Below are 13,733 nucleotides of genomic sequence, written 5' to 3' on the forward strand. Positions count from 1 at the left end.
AGATAGATATATAGACTGCTTACCCTTAATATATATTTATATAAGGGGGTGTGTCTATGGATAGAGAAAAGGAGGAGATTAATGTGAATGATGTATTGGAAAAAAGACCATGTAGTCCTTCCGAATCTATAAAAAACTCTCTTCGTGAAATGACTTTAATGAGAAATGGTAAGAAAAAGAAACGCACATGGAGCGATATGGTTAAAAATATTAAAAAAGATACGGATGAGGGTAGATTATAGATGTATGAAGTAATCCCAACCGATGCGTTTGAGAAAGATATTAAATATTATATGCGTAAGAAAAAATATACAAAAATCTTAGACGATATACAGCCTATAATAGTTGAGTTAGAAAAAGGAAACTTTGTTGGAGATGAAATTACTGGACTGGAATTACCCAATAATGAACACACCTATAAAGTTAGAGCTGTTAATTCAACAATTAAAGTTGGAAAGTCAAATGGATTTCGAGTCATTTATTATGTTGTTAAAGATGAGAGAGAAGTATACCTATTGACTATATACTCAAAGAAAGACCAAGAAAATATTACAAATAATGAGATTAAGAGTTTGATATATGCAAATTGCATATAACCCCTCTCTATTGAGAATAGAGAAGGGGTTTTTTCTTGTCCATAAATAGATGCAGAGATTTATAAACAACACTTTAGTTGTTTATTTTTTACAAAAACATAGTTATAAATTGACTATAGTTGATGAAGGTTCTATAATTTTAATAGAATAGGAGTGAGTCGAATGGGAAAACGGATAGAAAATATTTTGTGGCATATAGAACACAATAGGAAAACATTAGGGGATACACAAGTTTTAGATGATGTCGAGAACTCTTTACGAAATTTACAAAAAGAATTGTCTCCTCTTTCTCAAATGAGTAAATCTATTAAAGCAATTTCTGCATACTCTAAACAACAGAAAGGATGAATTAACATGACCGAAAACAAAAAAGTTGAAAATCAATATTGGTTAGGAGAAATGTAAAACATGAAACCAGACAACATAAAAGTAGATTTAGGTAAAATTAAAAAATTCCCTTTTATAATAAAATCCCTTTTTTCAATTTATCTTATTTTGATTGGATTGTCTGTTTTGAAGGTCTGTCGGGATAACTTATATTTTGACATCCTCTACTTCTCTACAGCATTTATATTAATACTTTTTTTATTTATTGTCAGAATAAAAGACCATATGAAAGAACCTAAATAATCTGAGCTCTTTTTCTTTAGAAAGGAGAATTAATTATGTATGAACATAATAGCATTTTGTCCTAATAGCTCATCTACTGTCCGATGCGATGAATCTATAAATGCAATAAACATAATAAATGAATTTATTACTTATTTAGAATCCGTTGAGCTTGGAGATAGAATTCAAATTGGTAGATTTGATAAATATAGTAATCTATTCTCATTTAGAATAAATCTAATAGGAGCAAGAAAAGATTCCCTATATTTAATAAAACAGTTTTTTCATCTACACAAATTCTCGTTTGATTTATGGAATAGCGAAGTTGGAACTACAAAGGAAGAACCTTCTGAATATTTATAAAGAATATTATTTTATAGTAGTAAATACTATATACAAAACAAGTATAGAGGTGATGATTATGGAAAAAGAAATGTTAGAATTAATCGAAGGATTTACAAGAAAATATAATCAATCAGAAGATAAGTCTTTCTCATTTGTTCATGCAATAGCAAAAGAAACGATATTGAAAGGCATTGATACTTCAGTATATTCCTTTTCTGAAGACATACATAAACAAATTTTAAAAAGGTATATAAAAGCAAGTAATTATTTTCTAAATCAAAATAATGATAATGCTCGGTTCATGAGAGAAAAACTTCATGATATATATTCCTATTACAGAGGTCTAAAATCTGTAATACAAATCCTAAATGGAAAACGATTATACGGAAATAAATTTAAGATATTTACCATTCGACAAAGTGAACCAGAAGTTGAAAAAGTTTTTGTAACAAAGATGACAGGAGAAAAGTTAGAATTAGCTCTCATGTTTGTTGAGGCTCTTGTTGGAAAAGAAATAGATTTATCTAAACTTGCTTTTTACGCAGGACTATTCTTTGATGTCTATGAGATTCAGAATAATGAACTAAGTGTTTTTGGGGAAGAAGATTTGATAAACTTTGATTTTGATAATATAGGCACAGGCTACCACACACATATTGAAGCAATCCGTAGTCGTCATGGAAATCATAAAACTCTGCTATTGCAGTGCGATTTATTATGGCAAGAGATGTCTTTTGGAGATAGGCTTCCTCGACTCGTATATCATTTTTATGAGGATGATTTTGAATTAATTACAGAGGCAGAATATGACAAAGATGGTCATGAAGTTTTTGAACAGTTACATCAGAGTCCAGACATTTTTCTAAATAACAGCCAGTTACTATTTGATGTATCTGTGCTTACAAAAGTCATCACAACACAAGATGGTAGCTATATCGGCAGTGATTGTTCGATGAATGTAATGACTGCTCCATATACATTTGGATTATGCTTAGAAAGACCGACCGAAACACCATCCGAATTATTTTATAATAAAGAAAAAGATGGTGAATATACAATTGAAGAAATGTTAAGACCTCATTATGTAGAGTCATTAATTTGGAAAGAAAACAAGGGAGCCTAATTAGCCCCTTATTTTTATTTATAATATTTCTCAAATAAAAAGAGCCCCTCTTACTATCCCTGAAGAGCTCTACATTTATCTATTTAATACCTTTCCCTATATTAACTATTTTACCATAAATTCCTTGATATTTAGAGTGTTTCGATTTTATAACAAAAATACATTGCTCGAATAAATCTATCCGTTCCAAGATAGGTGAGCGCCTGTAAAGAGTCTCCCTGCTCCTCCCATTCAAAACGCATCTCAAAATATTCATCCACAGCATCTGGTATGTTATGTTTACACATTTCTAATAATTCATCTAATGCATCAGCAATTTCTTTTGTTACTTGTATTCCTTTATTTTTGCTGAATTGTTCAGATAAATCTTCCTGATTTTCATCGCAAATAAGTTCTACAGTCTGTATGTCAACTGCATACCAAGTTTCAAAACCTAATTCATTTGTTTCAAACTTTGTTTTTCCCATTTCTTTTAAGTATTCTCTATCACTTTCGGATATTGGATGTGAAGTATTTTCTTGTGTATACATTCCATTATTTTCAGTAGGAATAATAATTGCCTGATGCTCTATCTCGCAATCAGTTGTATAGACTAAATTTCCATACACCCATTTCCCTTCTTTCGTTAGACCTTTATATAATGTTGGCTTAATCATATTATCTCCTTCTCTTCTGGATAAAAATTATAATCCTGATATTTCTCTAATTCTTTTTTGATTTCTTCTTGCTTTTCTTTCTCTATTTGTTTTCGTCCAAAATGAAAGATTTTTTTCTGTGATTTACTCATAATTTCAGATTTTATAATGTGACACCATAATTCTTTAGAGCAGTAAACTCTCTTAAATTCATGGTCTACAAAGGGTTTGTTCGTTTTTTCATCCCAGAAACAATTAATCTTCCCTATTTCAAAATACTCATATCTTTTAAAACGGTTATAAATAGTCGGAACTACTGGTCCATGTACCCATGCGTGAATATCATCCGAAAACATTTGCTCGCCATGAAGCCCTAAATGCCATCCTTGTATGTAGTACAGCAACTTTTGTAATTTGAGATGAGTGAGAGATTCATCTGAATTTGGTTTACTTTTATTAATTAATTCTTGTGCAACATGCATTGCTGTTATCTCGGTCTTGTTTTCTCCTTTTAGATATATTAATTCTTTCACCGTTAACACCTCTGTAAATTATCATTTACATAAATATATCATAATGTTGACTATAGTTAAATATGTTTGCTATAATCTACACATATTTAACACGAGGAGTGATATATGATGAAATTTATATCTTTTAATTCGGACGAAAAAGCTCGTATTATTATTGATTTTAACAAAGAGAGATTTTTCAAAATCCCTTTATTTGAGAGGATTTTGCTTTATTTACTACCTGTATTTTTCTTAATTGGTTGTTCAAATTTATATTTTGATAGCACATCATTAACATATTTTGAATATTCATATTACGCATTTTTCTTTACTTACCTCCTTGCTACATGGAAGAAGTAAAGTTAAACGATAGGGAGGTTGAGTTATGACTCAAAAAATAACTATAACTTTGGAAAATAAAAGTAATCATATTTACGATTTTTATTACATAGTAGAAGTAATTTCGTATTTAGATTCTGAGGATGTCGAGTTTATTTTTAATAGCCGTAATTCTTATGAGACAGATGGTTATAAAGAACGAAAAGTTTCAATTCAATTACCTCTTTTGCAACGTATGTTACGTGTTGCAAAAGCGACATGTAACAATGTAAGTGTTTCTGTAAAATCTGATTCATTTAACAATACCAACCCTACGGAACCATTAAATATCTCTTATGATAAAGATAGGGATATGTTTTGTTTAGGTATGGATAATTGCTTAGACGAACTTGTCTTTGAAGCAGATATTTTATTAGAAGTAGTGAATTCTTTGGTTTCCCCATAGACATTGTATTGATATGAGAAAGGAAGAAAGCATGATTAAAAGAGTATTTTATAAAGGAAAAGAACGATTTTTTACAGATGAAGGAAAAGAAATCTTGTTGTTTGATATGGATGATACGATTGCTAATTTTGTAGATGGATGGTTATCTGTCTACAACAATCACTATCAAGATGATTTAAAGAAAGAGCAATTGTTAAGTTGGGATGTTCAACATTATACAAAAGATTATTGCGGGAAACAAATTTATGACTTATTAAAACATCCAGGTTTATACTTGCGCTATCCCAAACCTCTTCCTGGAGCTGTTGAAGTATTAAAAGAGTTATCTGATACATATGAAATTGTATTAGTCTCAGCAAGCCCAAGAGGACACGCAAATGGTGAATCTCAATGCCATAAATATTGTAAAGTTTCTAACCCTGCTGATGACAAAAGAAAATGGGTGGAGAAATATCTACCCTTTATTCCGCAAAAAAACATTGTTTTTACATCATCCAAATATCTGGTAACAGGTTCTTTACTATTTGATGATGCTTCTCATAATTTAGAAGAGTTTCATTCATTAGGACGTGTTACTGTGTGTATGAATCAGCCATGGAATCAAGAGGTAACTTCGGATATTACACGAGTAAGCAGTTGGCAGGAGTTTAAAGAAAAACTATCTTTATTACTCCCTCCTATCCCTGAACTTGCAAAAAGAATAACATTATAGCGAAAAATAAGGCATTCCAGTCCATCTGAATGCCTTTTTACAAGAATAATAAAACGAATAAGGAAGTGAACCGAATGGGAACGTTAGACACACCACTTATGATACTTAACAAACACTTGGAATGTATTAAAGAAGATATTGAAAATTACAAGAAACAAGTACAGTCAAATCACAAGAGTTCGGAAGTAATTCAAAATTTATTAATTCCTAAAAATGATTTAGATAGCAAGAAAATTGAATTTGCCATCCGTATTTTAGAAACCTTCGAACCTAAAGAAAATGATTCTGAGAAGTATCCGTTTTTTAAAGGGGATTCTGTAATGAATAAAAGAAGTGGTAAAACACACGTTATCGAAAGTTATGTAGGCAACGGACAATTCAAGAGCAAGAATGGTTCTACTTTACACATGAGAAATTTAGAGAAAATCTCATAAAACCACTACAACTATATAACAAATTAGTTGACGAAAAAGTTTCTTCTCGATATGCTGAAAAAAGAATGTGTATACATTGTTCAGCTTGTATACATTGAAAGGATGTTTTAGCAGATGAACAAGAGAATTAAGAAAAAACAAATAAAACAAAATGTATGCATGGTTTGTGGTTCTACATTAGTAGAAAAATCGTCCAATTATAGTAGTGTGTTAATCTCAGTTAAAGAAGAATGTCCGAGTTGTCACAACTATATTGTAGAGACAACATTGAATGGAATAAACAAAACCATTTCAGGGTCTCAGTTCAACTATAGCTTTGATATGAGTATTTCTAATAAGCAAGCTCTTGAAAGAAAAGAAAGAAAACTACTACGCTTTTTGAAAAAGAACGGAAAAATTAAAGTTAACTAATGCTTTCAATGTATAATGTTTGAATTACGCTAAAATAGCGCATAACGTTATTACTATTGGTATGGTTTCGACGTTCATCATCTGTTGGTATTGTAGTACGAACAGAAAAAAATCCTTTCGTATAGCGGGACGAAAGGATTTTTTATATTTATGAATTTAAAAAATTATAAATCTATATTCTTTCTATTTATTACTAAGCCCTCTCAATTTCCTTTAATAATTTTAATTATTGCTTCTTCATAATAATGATGCTACACTTTACTTAAGTAACGAACAGAACTCAGTAACGGTGTTTGCATCCACACCTTACAAAAAGCCCTTCGTACGCCAATACGTTGGTGCTTGCTCATTATCTGTATGTATTGGTGTATATACAGATAAAAAGAACTCATATACAATATGGGTTCTTTTTTATTTCACATCATATAACCTCAAAAAACAACATCACCCACCTTCTCTTAAGTTAATTATTTTTTACTAATTACATTTATTTTATTTACAATAGTTGTTTTCTATCTTACAATATTCATATATGGATAGTTCATTTTGTATTAAGGACGCTATTGATATTTTTTGTAAAACATAAAGAAAACTCTTAAAGAAAGGATTGTGTTCTGTTATGAATCATTTATCAAAAACAAAGGCAACTAAACTTGGTGGATTCCTTTGTAAAATCCTACGCCATTCCCCCTCTCAATTCCATGTTACTTTAGATGAATATGGTTATGCACCTATTGAGGAAATATTAAATGCCATTCGTTCGGATGAAAGATGGTCTAATCTTATATCTAAGGAGATAATTTTAAAGGTTGTTAAAACGGATGAAAAGCAACGTTATAAACTTGACTCTACAGGAACGAAAATAAAAGCTCGATACGGTCATAGCATTGAAGTTAAAAGCGATGAAGTACAAAACAGAACATTACCTGAAATTCTTTATCATGGTACTGGTATTGAGCATTTGCATTCCATTCAAAAACTTGGCTTACTTCCGATGAAACGAACGAATGTTCATTTATCTGAAACTACTCATTTTGCGAATAAATCTGCGAAAAGAAATCAGTATCCCCTTTTATTAGAAGTGGATACCATTGTGGCAAAGGATCTTGGAGTAACCTTTGAATATGCAGGTGACGAAGTGTGGTTGAGCTCCCCTATTCCATCTGATTGCTTAACAGTTGTAACCAGTTCAGAAAATCAAGAAATGCAAAGAAAGGAAGTAGTTATTAATGAGAACCATTACATGTAAATGCGGAGAGAAGAAAACTATTGACAGAGGTATTGCATCTGTTGGAGATATCTTCTTACATACAGGATTTCAAACTATATTTACTTTTGATGCAGAGTGCGTTCATTTATGCCCTACGTGTTGGACTAAAGCAAAAGAACATGCTGAAGCCATGCATCAACTTCTTAAAGAGCCTTATATATCCATAGACCAATTCTTAGAAGGTGAAATTGAATGATAAGCAAAGTAATTTGTACATGTATTAAAAATAGTATAGAGGTACATAAAAGTTCTCTAAATAAAGAACTTACGGATGCAGGATGGGGCGTAATTCCTTCTAATCGAGGGACATTCGTTCATCTCTGCCCTTCTTGCTATGAGAGGTCAAAACAATTAATCAAAGAATTTCATCAAATTACTCAAGATAAGTACATTAGTATTTCTTCTATGATTCGTCAAATAGAGAAAGAACAAAATAACAATGATTTGAAAGGATGAATACAAATGGGTTGGCGTTTTGATGTATTATTACTACCGAAAACGATTAAAAATGAAACATTGATTCATGCAACACAACAAATACTTAAAGATGTACCAGAATTAATAGATAGCCATGTTTTGATGGTAGCTCCTCCCTCCCCTGATTTTTATTTCAAAAAAATATCATTAGGTTCTATTGGGAATTATGAATCACCTGTTTTTACACCAAGAGAATTCTCACTGAAATTATCAAATGCAATTAGAGACGAAGATTTTATTGTTGCAAATTATTGTGATGGAACTGCTCAAGGATTAATCTCACATTATAAAAACGGGTCATTGGTGCAGAGAATTGAAAGTCCAGAGTGTGATGGATTAGAAGTGGGACGACAACTATTAGAAGATACTTTACACTTCCCTTCTACAGAACCAATTCTAACATCAATAGATACATACTTTTCTTTTTTACACGATAGAAACCCTTATTCACTTATTTCCTATGCTCAACTACATTTCTCTTCTTTGTCAGAAAAAAGACCGATGCGAAGAGCTTTATACGAACAAGTACAGACTTTAATTCAAAATCCTGATTTAACAGATGATGTATTAGTCACATTACAAGGGGCTCATAGTTTTCCACCTTCTATTGTTCGACCTTATTATCAGCGTTACTTAATCGAATCAAACAGCAATATAGAATTAGAAAAAATGTATCTATTCACCAATGGTTTTGAGGAAAATGTAAAATTAATGGATTTTCCCGCATATCTACCACCTGATGCGTATTTCCAATCGTTATTAGATTATAGAAATCTTACAATTAATAACTAATAGTAAAACCTCTCGATATTTCATTGACTATAGTTAATGATGTATTTATAATATAACTTATAAATACACATCGGAGGTTTTTCTGTGTTCGGATTACATATTTTAAATCAAAACTTACTGGTTACAGGCAGTATCGCATTCGGAAAGACTCTTTTTTTGAAAGAAGCACTAATGGCTTTACTAACTAAAAAAGAACATACGATGCTATTAACATCTAATATAAATGAATTTAAAACACCTATTACACAATTTAATGGAAAGATTATTCCTTCCACTAAAATAATTGATAATATAGACGATTCTTTGTTTCAAATTGTTGAAATAAATCCATTTTCAGTATCGTTAGATGAAGTAAATCATTCATTCGTGGAATTTGTAAATAGTTTCGAAACTATAATTCAAAGTGAAATAAAAACAGTAATGATTGATGAAGGAATGCGATTATTAAGCGAAATTCCTTTTCCATTGTTTATTAAATTTGTAGAGCGATTAAATGAAAAAGGTGTGAGGGTTATCTTTACATCCCTATTAGAGCTTAACCGCCTTCCTATTAATCAATTCATGGTAATGGATAAATTATTTCCTTGTGTTCTAAAACTGAATCATCAATATAAACCGTTAGCAAACGCATCATAAAATTAAGGAGGATGAATGTATGAGTAGACAATACTATGGAGTCATGGTGAATGGCTCTATTTCAAACGAATTATTAGCAGAAAAAACATTAGAAATATTAAAGGATAACGAATCAAAAGTTAACTATGGAAGTCAGTGCTTAGTCACTTTTCCTGTAGACGAAAAATATAATTTCAAAGTTATTAATTACGGAAGTATCTTAAATCATGAGATTACACCATTTGCTGATGAGACATTAGCAAAAGAATTATCAAAGAAAATTCCATTTTATGATTTTATCGTCTTCCATTTCCATAGTGTAACTGATACTGGATATTATCGACACTATATGAATGGTGTTCTGATTGAAGAAAAAGCTGATAAAACTGAAGGAGATAACTTTATCTGTGCTCAAAATCTATTCAAGAAGATTTTTGGCATTCCAAGATATAAAAATCTGATTCAAATCATTGCTAATTACTTTGATACGGCATTAAAGCGTAATCCTTATTTACAGGGAGCTTCTTATGCCCACTTATTATTTGAGCAAGATGATGAATTTTGGGGAGATAAAGGGTTATGTGATGAAGTTAAAAAGCACCTAAAGAATTCAAAGTTCAGAGAAAAAGCAAACGATACGATTCTATATTATCTTGAACGATATAAAAGTGAAAAAGAAGATAATAGAGTAAGGTACTACCTATTAAGTCATGGTTTTTATCGAAATGCTATCTTGTTACAATACCCCTATCAGTTACAGCCTGAAGAATACTTTGAGTTCCATAAGTGCTCTAAGAAAATAGCATAATAAAATTATAACGGCACTGATAAGGTGTCGTTTTTATATTGACTATAGTTAATGTAATTGTTACTATATTTGTATCAACAAAGGACGGTGAAAAGGATTATGAAAGGTATTGTGATTAAACAACATTGGATAAATCTTATATTAAGCGGACAAAAAGATTGGGAAATTCGTGGACGAAACGCAAAGATTAGAGGAACAATCGCTTTAATTCAAAGTGGTTCAGGTATGGTATTTGGTACTGTTGATTTAGTAGATAGTATCCCTTTAACAAAAGAAACTTTTAATGCAACTCAAGAGCACCACAAAATCCCTGTCAATGGTGATACAGAACTACCTTACAAGAAAACTCATGCATGGGTTTTTAAAAATCCTGTTATTTTCCCTAAACCTATTCCTTGTTCTCACCCGCTCGGTGCAGTGATATGGATAAATATTAAAGAAGATATAGAAGTAAAAGAGGATGATATTAGAGATTGGTTCAAAATCTCAACATCATCTGAATTATTAAATCCAGGCGATGTTTCATTCAATAAACTTTTGAGCTTGTATAAATCAGCACTAATGAGGTATTACAACATTCATACATCCACAAATATAATGAACTTTTTTGAACAGGTAAAAAAATCAAAAATGCCTCGTTCAGCAGAATTATGCATGGAATGGATGTTAGAAAAAGGATTTTCTCATTTAGAGAATATCAAATCAAAACTACCCATTTTAAAAGAGGATATCCCTTATATAGATTATGATTCTTGGTCTCTTAAAGAAGAATTAAAATATGCTGATTCTCCTTATGCAGATGATTTATATTCTGAATTAATAGACATCCTTATTAACCTTGCTACAGTGACATTAGATAGAGAGTCTCGAAATTAAAAGGATTGGAGTGAACACAATGACAAAAGAATATCAGCTAAAAGAAGGCATGATTATTTACGTAATTATGGATTCATACAGAGGCAAAAAGGTTGAACCATGTAAAGTAAGGAAATCACCGAATAGCTCTGTAAGATGGAGCTTAAAATGCTTATCTGAGGAAGAGAAGCCATACAGTATCGGATTTGATGAGAAATATGTTGGGACTACGTACTTCTTTGACAAAACAGAAGCAGAAACATATTTAAAAGAAACCAAAGAAAAAAATAACAAAGCTTTTGAAGATAGCCTTTCTTCAAAAAAAGCGATTTTAAAAAGGCTATTTTCAGGATGGGCATATGATATCACGGAGGATGAGAAAGTTCAGATTATGGAAAGAAGAATTGAAGAAGAGTTTGGAGTTAAAGTACGATGAATTACACACTTAATTCCAAAACCACATTAGGTTTTACATGGTCAAAGAAAGAGACTGACTGGATGATTTATTACCCCAGGTCAGCCAGTGGCTCCTACTTAAATAGTGAACTTATTTGTAGGCGATTCTTTATTTCTTTTTTGAGGGAATTAGTGGATAGAGATTACGACTTATCTACATTCTTGTTCCGTGTCCATACAAATGAATTTTCTGAAGCCCATCCAAGAAAGAGAACAAGCCATATTCGAAAAGAAAACGTTCTGGCTGTTTACTGGAATTACAAAACAAACGAGTGGATGATTCACTACCCTAACAAACCAGATGGGGCTCTGATTGCATTTGATTTGATTGGAACAGAAGAGTTCAAGTCAGTAATAAATGAGCTTACTGAGCGAAAGTACGATGTTAAAACACTGTATATATACATAGAGCGAAAAGAAATGAATCCAACGACAAAAGGTATGATACATACGTGGATTAAAAGGAGTGAGCAAAATGCATACCGATGAGACATGTCCTATTTGTAATGGCAAGGGAACACTAACAAATCAACAACTCCCCTGCTTTGTATGTCAAGAAAGTGGATATATCAAAGATAAAGATATTATGACGCAACTTATAAATGCTATGCTTGTGTCAATGAAATACAAAGTAGGATTTGCTATTTTATCTACAAAAGCAAATCTAAACAATGGAAAATACTCACTTGAACATGAATTATTCAAAAACATAACCTTAAGAAGTAGTGTTTATCCAAGAAAAATCTTATTAAAGGCTCAAGATTATTTCCAGATGGGAATTATCGAAAAAGAAACACCGAAAAGCTGTAGCGATTCTACGAAATTTAAGTATCCCTCAGATGCTCTATTAGATAAAATACTATCTTACTTAGAAACGCCTGAGGCAAAAGAAATTGTTTATAAATGGTTTAGACATGAAAGAGTGATTTTTGAGGATATTGAGGAGGGTTCAGCTAAGTGTTAATTATAGAGTTTTTTCAGTCTACGAATGAGCTAAGAAGAGAGATTCAAAAACAGTTTTAAAAGAGAGGATTTCAACTTTCTGAAAAATATTTTGTTTTACATGAAGTGTTGGGTTATGCTCCTAACATAAAAGACTTGACTAATGATGAGATAAAACAGGTTCTTCGTCATCTTGATAAAAAATATTAGAAAGCTATTCATAGATAAAGAGAAAATTGAAAAATAATAATATATCTATCATTGATTTTTATATAATAAATGAATTATTGTATAAAGGAGGTGAGTATATGGATGGATTTTTTGAATTGACTCTTTTAGGTCCTATTATCTTTTTAGCAATTATTTCTTCTTCCGCTTTTTTAGAGAAAAAATACCCTCAAAAACAGGGTATAAAATTCTTATTCCCTTCGATTCTTATCTTATTATCTTGTTTTATTTTTTTTATATCAATATTTTATGTTGGTGGTTTGTTTGGTATAGGAATAAGTGTTTTATGCACAATTGTTCTTCTAAGCTCCACTTTAGGATTTATTGCCTCTGTATTTATAAGAAATAAAAAAGAACAGTAATACACTGTTCTTTCAATCATATCTATCATTTTCTCCTAATACCCATTTCAAAGCTAATCTTTTGGAGCTATTTTGCAACAATTGCGAACGAAAATCTGGTTTATCTATTTCCCCATTTTTATAAGTTTCTCGTAAAATATCATCTTTTTCATTTAAACTCCCAATCTCATCCCTTACCTTTTGCTCCGTTTTCATATCTAAAGCTAAGTTCAATGATATCATCATAGATTCATTTTCCAGAATAGCAGATTGTAAAACTTTTTCGGGAATTCTTTTTTCATTAAAAGCATTTTGATAATTTTTAATCGTTTTTTTACAAGCCTTCATTTCGTCCTTAATTTCTTGAACTGTTTTCATAATTTAGCTCCTTTATTTCCTTTTATATCTTTTGTACCAATTTTTATAAGAATAATCATCACAATAAGACCATTTTTGCCCACCATTTGACAATGATTTCGCATCAGATTCTTTATCTTTAACATAAGCATTATAATAATAGGCGACTTTCCAATCGCATATATCATATTGGTCATATAGTTTCTTATATGAGCTTCCGTTTGCAATAGCTCCTTTAAACTTTCTAACCTTTCGATTTGCAAACTTTCTTTCTGCTTTTTGATTATCCTTCACACATGGTACTTTTTTATAACTTCTACTCATATCTATCACATCCCTTTCTTGGGACCATTACTTAGTCCACCTAATGGACTGTGTAATGAGGAATTCTCATTCTTTCTTGATACATATATGTCACCTCCTTTCATTCT

General features: G+C 31.0%; 24 protein-coding genes. 20 read left to right on the top strand and 4 right to left on the bottom strand.

The genetic code is table 11. The features are described 5' to 3' along the window. The first annotated feature begins 56 nt into the window (after positions 1–56). The 5 genes from ACIQ7L_RS11805 to ACIQ7L_RS11825 all read left to right on the top strand — a co-directional run bounded on the left by ACIQ7L_RS11805 (position 57) and on the right by ACIQ7L_RS11825 (position 2,673). Positions 57–242 (top strand): hypothetical protein, encoded by a 186-nt coding sequence (locus ACIQ7L_RS11805; RefSeq protein ID WP_400569277.1) that lies wholly within the window; start codon positions 57–59, stop codon positions 240–242. After that, positions 243–596 (top strand): type II toxin-antitoxin system RelE/ParE family toxin, encoded by a 354-nt coding sequence (locus ACIQ7L_RS11810; protein WP_400569280.1) that lies wholly within the window; start codon positions 243–245, stop codon positions 594–596. A 162-nt stretch (positions 597–758) separates the two neighbouring features. Continuing rightward, entirely contained in the window at positions 759–944 is a 186-nt protein-coding gene (locus ACIQ7L_RS11815; RefSeq protein WP_400569282.1) for a hypothetical protein, read from the top strand. Between the two features lie 321 nt (positions 945–1,265). Further along, complete coding sequence (locus ACIQ7L_RS11820; RefSeq protein ID WP_400569283.1) at positions 1,266–1,568, top strand: hypothetical protein; 303 nt, start codon at positions 1,266–1,268, stop codon at positions 1,566–1,568. Between the two features lie 58 nt (positions 1,569–1,626). Further along, the gene (locus tag ACIQ7L_RS11825) at positions 1,627–2,673 is read left to right on the top strand and encodes a hypothetical protein (protein ID WP_400569285.1); all 1,047 of its coding nucleotides are present in this window, start codon (positions 1,627–1,629) and stop codon (positions 2,671–2,673) included. 131 nt (positions 2,674–2,804) lie between these two features. Here the strand turns inward: ACIQ7L_RS11825 and ACIQ7L_RS11830 are convergent, their stop codons facing one another. Next, positions 2,805–3,329, bottom strand: a complete 525-nt coding sequence (locus ACIQ7L_RS11830; protein WP_400569287.1) for a hypothetical protein — start codon at positions 3,327–3,329, stop codon at positions 2,805–2,807. Beyond that, complete coding sequence (locus ACIQ7L_RS11835; protein ID WP_400569290.1) at positions 3,326–3,841, bottom strand: Panacea domain-containing protein; 516 nt, start codon at positions 3,839–3,841, stop codon at positions 3,326–3,328. The genes ACIQ7L_RS11830 and ACIQ7L_RS11835 overlap by 4 nt, the downstream gene beginning before the upstream one ends. 364 nt (positions 3,842–4,205) lie before the next feature. Here ACIQ7L_RS11835 and ACIQ7L_RS11840 point away from each other — a divergent pair, with 364 nt between their 5' ends. The 15 genes from ACIQ7L_RS11840 (at position 4,206) to ACIQ7L_RS11910 (ending at position 12,966) form a co-directional block, all read left to right on the top strand. Continuing rightward, on the top strand, positions 4,206–4,604 hold the full coding sequence (locus ACIQ7L_RS11840; protein ID WP_400569292.1) for a hypothetical protein: 399 nt from the start codon (positions 4,206–4,208) through the stop codon (positions 4,602–4,604). A gap of 31 nt (positions 4,605–4,635) precedes the next feature. Further along, entirely contained in the window at positions 4,636–5,316 is a 681-nt protein-coding gene (locus ACIQ7L_RS11845) for a 5' nucleotidase, NT5C type (protein WP_400569295.1), read from the top strand. A gap of 74 nt (positions 5,317–5,390) precedes the next feature. Continuing rightward, positions 5,391–5,750, top strand: coding sequence for a hypothetical protein (locus ACIQ7L_RS11850; protein WP_400569297.1), 360 nt, complete (start codon positions 5,391–5,393; stop codon positions 5,748–5,750). Positions 5,751–5,864: 114 nt separating this feature from the next. Then, positions 5,865–6,161, top strand: coding sequence for a hypothetical protein (locus ACIQ7L_RS11855; RefSeq protein WP_400569299.1), 297 nt, complete (start codon positions 5,865–5,867; stop codon positions 6,159–6,161). Positions 6,162–6,780: 619 nt separating this feature from the next. Further along, positions 6,781–7,410, top strand: coding sequence for an RNA 2'-phosphotransferase (locus tag ACIQ7L_RS11860; RefSeq protein WP_400569301.1), 630 nt, complete (start codon positions 6,781–6,783; stop codon positions 7,408–7,410). Beyond that, positions 7,391–7,627 (top strand): hypothetical protein, encoded by a 237-nt coding sequence (locus ACIQ7L_RS11865; protein ID WP_400569303.1) that lies wholly within the window; start codon positions 7,391–7,393, stop codon positions 7,625–7,627. Before ACIQ7L_RS11860 ends, ACIQ7L_RS11865 begins: the two co-directional genes overlap by 20 nt. Continuing rightward, positions 7,624–7,887 carry a hypothetical protein gene (locus ACIQ7L_RS11870; RefSeq protein ID WP_400569305.1) on the top strand — a complete coding sequence of 88 codons (264 nt, stop codon included), beginning with the start codon at positions 7,624–7,626 and terminating at the stop codon, positions 7,885–7,887. Before ACIQ7L_RS11865 ends, ACIQ7L_RS11870 begins: the two co-directional genes overlap by 4 nt. A gap of 6 nt (positions 7,888–7,893) precedes the next feature. After that, positions 7,894–8,700, top strand: a complete 807-nt coding sequence (locus ACIQ7L_RS11875) for a hypothetical protein (protein ID WP_400569307.1) — start codon at positions 7,894–7,896, stop codon at positions 8,698–8,700. An 84-nt stretch (positions 8,701–8,784) separates the two neighbouring features. Next, positions 8,785–9,336 (top strand): hypothetical protein, encoded by a 552-nt coding sequence (locus tag ACIQ7L_RS11880; RefSeq protein WP_400569309.1) that lies wholly within the window; start codon positions 8,785–8,787, stop codon positions 9,334–9,336. A 19-nt stretch (positions 9,337–9,355) separates the two neighbouring features. Continuing rightward, complete coding sequence (locus ACIQ7L_RS11885; protein ID WP_400569311.1) at positions 9,356–10,123, top strand: hypothetical protein; 768 nt, start codon at positions 9,356–9,358, stop codon at positions 10,121–10,123. A 99-nt stretch (positions 10,124–10,222) separates the two neighbouring features. After that, positions 10,223–10,999 carry an ASCH domain-containing protein gene (locus ACIQ7L_RS11890; protein WP_400569313.1) on the top strand — a complete coding sequence of 259 codons (777 nt, stop codon included), beginning with the start codon at positions 10,223–10,225 and terminating at the stop codon, positions 10,997–10,999. A 19-nt stretch (positions 11,000–11,018) separates the two neighbouring features. Further along, positions 11,019–11,414 (top strand): hypothetical protein, encoded by a 396-nt coding sequence (locus tag ACIQ7L_RS11895; RefSeq protein ID WP_400569315.1) that lies wholly within the window; start codon positions 11,019–11,021, stop codon positions 11,412–11,414. Positions 11,415–11,566: 152 nt separating this feature from the next. Further along, a complete protein-coding gene (locus ACIQ7L_RS11900) occupies positions 11,567–11,923 on the top strand; it encodes a hypothetical protein (protein WP_400569317.1) in 357 nt (118 codons plus the stop codon). After that, entirely contained in the window at positions 11,910–12,398 is a 489-nt protein-coding gene (locus ACIQ7L_RS11905) for a hypothetical protein (RefSeq protein WP_400569318.1), read from the top strand. Before ACIQ7L_RS11900 ends, ACIQ7L_RS11905 begins: the two co-directional genes overlap by 14 nt. A gap of 286 nt (positions 12,399–12,684) precedes the next feature. Further along, on the top strand, positions 12,685–12,966 hold the full coding sequence (locus ACIQ7L_RS11910) for a YesK family protein (RefSeq protein ID WP_400569319.1): 282 nt from the start codon (positions 12,685–12,687) through the stop codon (positions 12,964–12,966). Positions 12,967–12,978: 12 nt separating this feature from the next. On the opposite strand, the gene ACIQ7L_RS11915 is transcribed toward ACIQ7L_RS11910, so the two are convergent. Next, positions 12,979–13,323 (bottom strand): hypothetical protein, encoded by a 345-nt coding sequence (locus ACIQ7L_RS11915; RefSeq protein WP_400569320.1) that lies wholly within the window; start codon positions 13,321–13,323, stop codon positions 12,979–12,981. A gap of 12 nt (positions 13,324–13,335) precedes the next feature. After that, positions 13,336–13,626: a hypothetical protein gene (locus ACIQ7L_RS11920; protein ID WP_400569322.1), complete on the bottom strand. Its 291-nt coding sequence runs from the start codon at positions 13,624–13,626 to the stop codon at positions 13,336–13,338. Positions 13,627–13,733: the final 107 nt, after the last annotated feature.

The sequence above is a fragment of the Bacillus sp. NPDC094106 genome (assembly GCF_044764345.1).
Classification (GTDB): Bacteria; Bacillota; Bacilli; order Bacillales; family Bacillaceae_G; genus Bacillus_A.

What these genes read in the sequence shown, in the direction of transcription:
- ACIQ7L_RS11815 (WP_400569282.1), top strand. Translation starts at nt 759, where the DNA reads ATGGGAAAACGGATAGAAAATATTTTGTGGCATATAGAACACAATAGG.
- ACIQ7L_RS11915 (WP_400569320.1), bottom strand. Translation starts at nt 13,323, where the DNA reads ATGAAAACAGTTCAAGAAATTAAGGACGAAATGAAGGCTTGTAAAAAA.
- ACIQ7L_RS11875 (WP_400569307.1), top strand. Translation starts at nt 7,894, where the DNA reads ATGGGTTGGCGTTTTGATGTATTATTACTACCGAAAACGATTAAAAAT.
- ACIQ7L_RS11845 (WP_400569295.1), top strand. Translation starts at nt 4,636, where the DNA reads ATGATTAAAAGAGTATTTTATAAAGGAAAAGAACGATTTTTTACAGAT.
- ACIQ7L_RS11885 (WP_400569311.1), top strand. Translation starts at nt 9,356, where the DNA reads ATGAGTAGACAATACTATGGAGTCATGGTGAATGGCTCTATTTCAAAC.
- ACIQ7L_RS11910 (WP_400569319.1), top strand. Translation starts at nt 12,685, where the DNA reads ATGGATGGATTTTTTGAATTGACTCTTTTAGGTCCTATTATCTTTTTA.
- ACIQ7L_RS11855 (WP_400569299.1), top strand. Translation starts at nt 5,865, where the DNA reads ATGAACAAGAGAATTAAGAAAAAACAAATAAAACAAAATGTATGCATG.
- ACIQ7L_RS11840 (WP_400569292.1), top strand. Translation starts at nt 4,206, where the DNA reads ATGACTCAAAAAATAACTATAACTTTGGAAAATAAAAGTAATCATATT.
- ACIQ7L_RS11825 (WP_400569285.1), top strand. Translation starts at nt 1,627, where the DNA reads ATGGAAAAAGAAATGTTAGAATTAATCGAAGGATTTACAAGAAAATAT.
- ACIQ7L_RS11830 (WP_400569287.1), bottom strand. Translation starts at nt 3,329, where the DNA reads ATGATTAAGCCAACATTATATAAAGGTCTAACGAAAGAAGGGAAATGG.
- ACIQ7L_RS11860 (WP_400569301.1), top strand. Translation starts at nt 6,781, where the DNA reads ATGAATCATTTATCAAAAACAAAGGCAACTAAACTTGGTGGATTCCTT.
- ACIQ7L_RS11870 (WP_400569305.1), top strand. Translation starts at nt 7,624, where the DNA reads ATGATAAGCAAAGTAATTTGTACATGTATTAAAAATAGTATAGAGGTA.
- ACIQ7L_RS11865 (WP_400569303.1), top strand. Translation starts at nt 7,391, where the DNA reads ATGAGAACCATTACATGTAAATGCGGAGAGAAGAAAACTATTGACAGA.
- ACIQ7L_RS11895 (WP_400569315.1), top strand. Translation starts at nt 11,019, where the DNA reads ATGACAAAAGAATATCAGCTAAAAGAAGGCATGATTATTTACGTAATT.
- ACIQ7L_RS11905 (WP_400569318.1), top strand. Translation starts at nt 11,910, where the DNA reads ATGCATACCGATGAGACATGTCCTATTTGTAATGGCAAGGGAACACTA.
- ACIQ7L_RS11920 (WP_400569322.1), bottom strand. Translation starts at nt 13,626, where the DNA reads ATGAGTAGAAGTTATAAAAAAGTACCATGTGTGAAGGATAATCAAAAA.
- ACIQ7L_RS11810 (WP_400569280.1), top strand. Translation starts at nt 243, where the DNA reads ATGTATGAAGTAATCCCAACCGATGCGTTTGAGAAAGATATTAAATAT.
- ACIQ7L_RS11820 (WP_400569283.1), top strand. Translation starts at nt 1,266, where the DNA reads ATGAACATAATAGCATTTTGTCCTAATAGCTCATCTACTGTCCGATGC.
- ACIQ7L_RS11805 (WP_400569277.1), top strand. Translation starts at nt 57, where the DNA reads ATGGATAGAGAAAAGGAGGAGATTAATGTGAATGATGTATTGGAAAAA.
- ACIQ7L_RS11850 (WP_400569297.1), top strand. Translation starts at nt 5,391, where the DNA reads ATGGGAACGTTAGACACACCACTTATGATACTTAACAAACACTTGGAA.
- ACIQ7L_RS11890 (WP_400569313.1), top strand. Translation starts at nt 10,223, where the DNA reads ATGAAAGGTATTGTGATTAAACAACATTGGATAAATCTTATATTAAGC.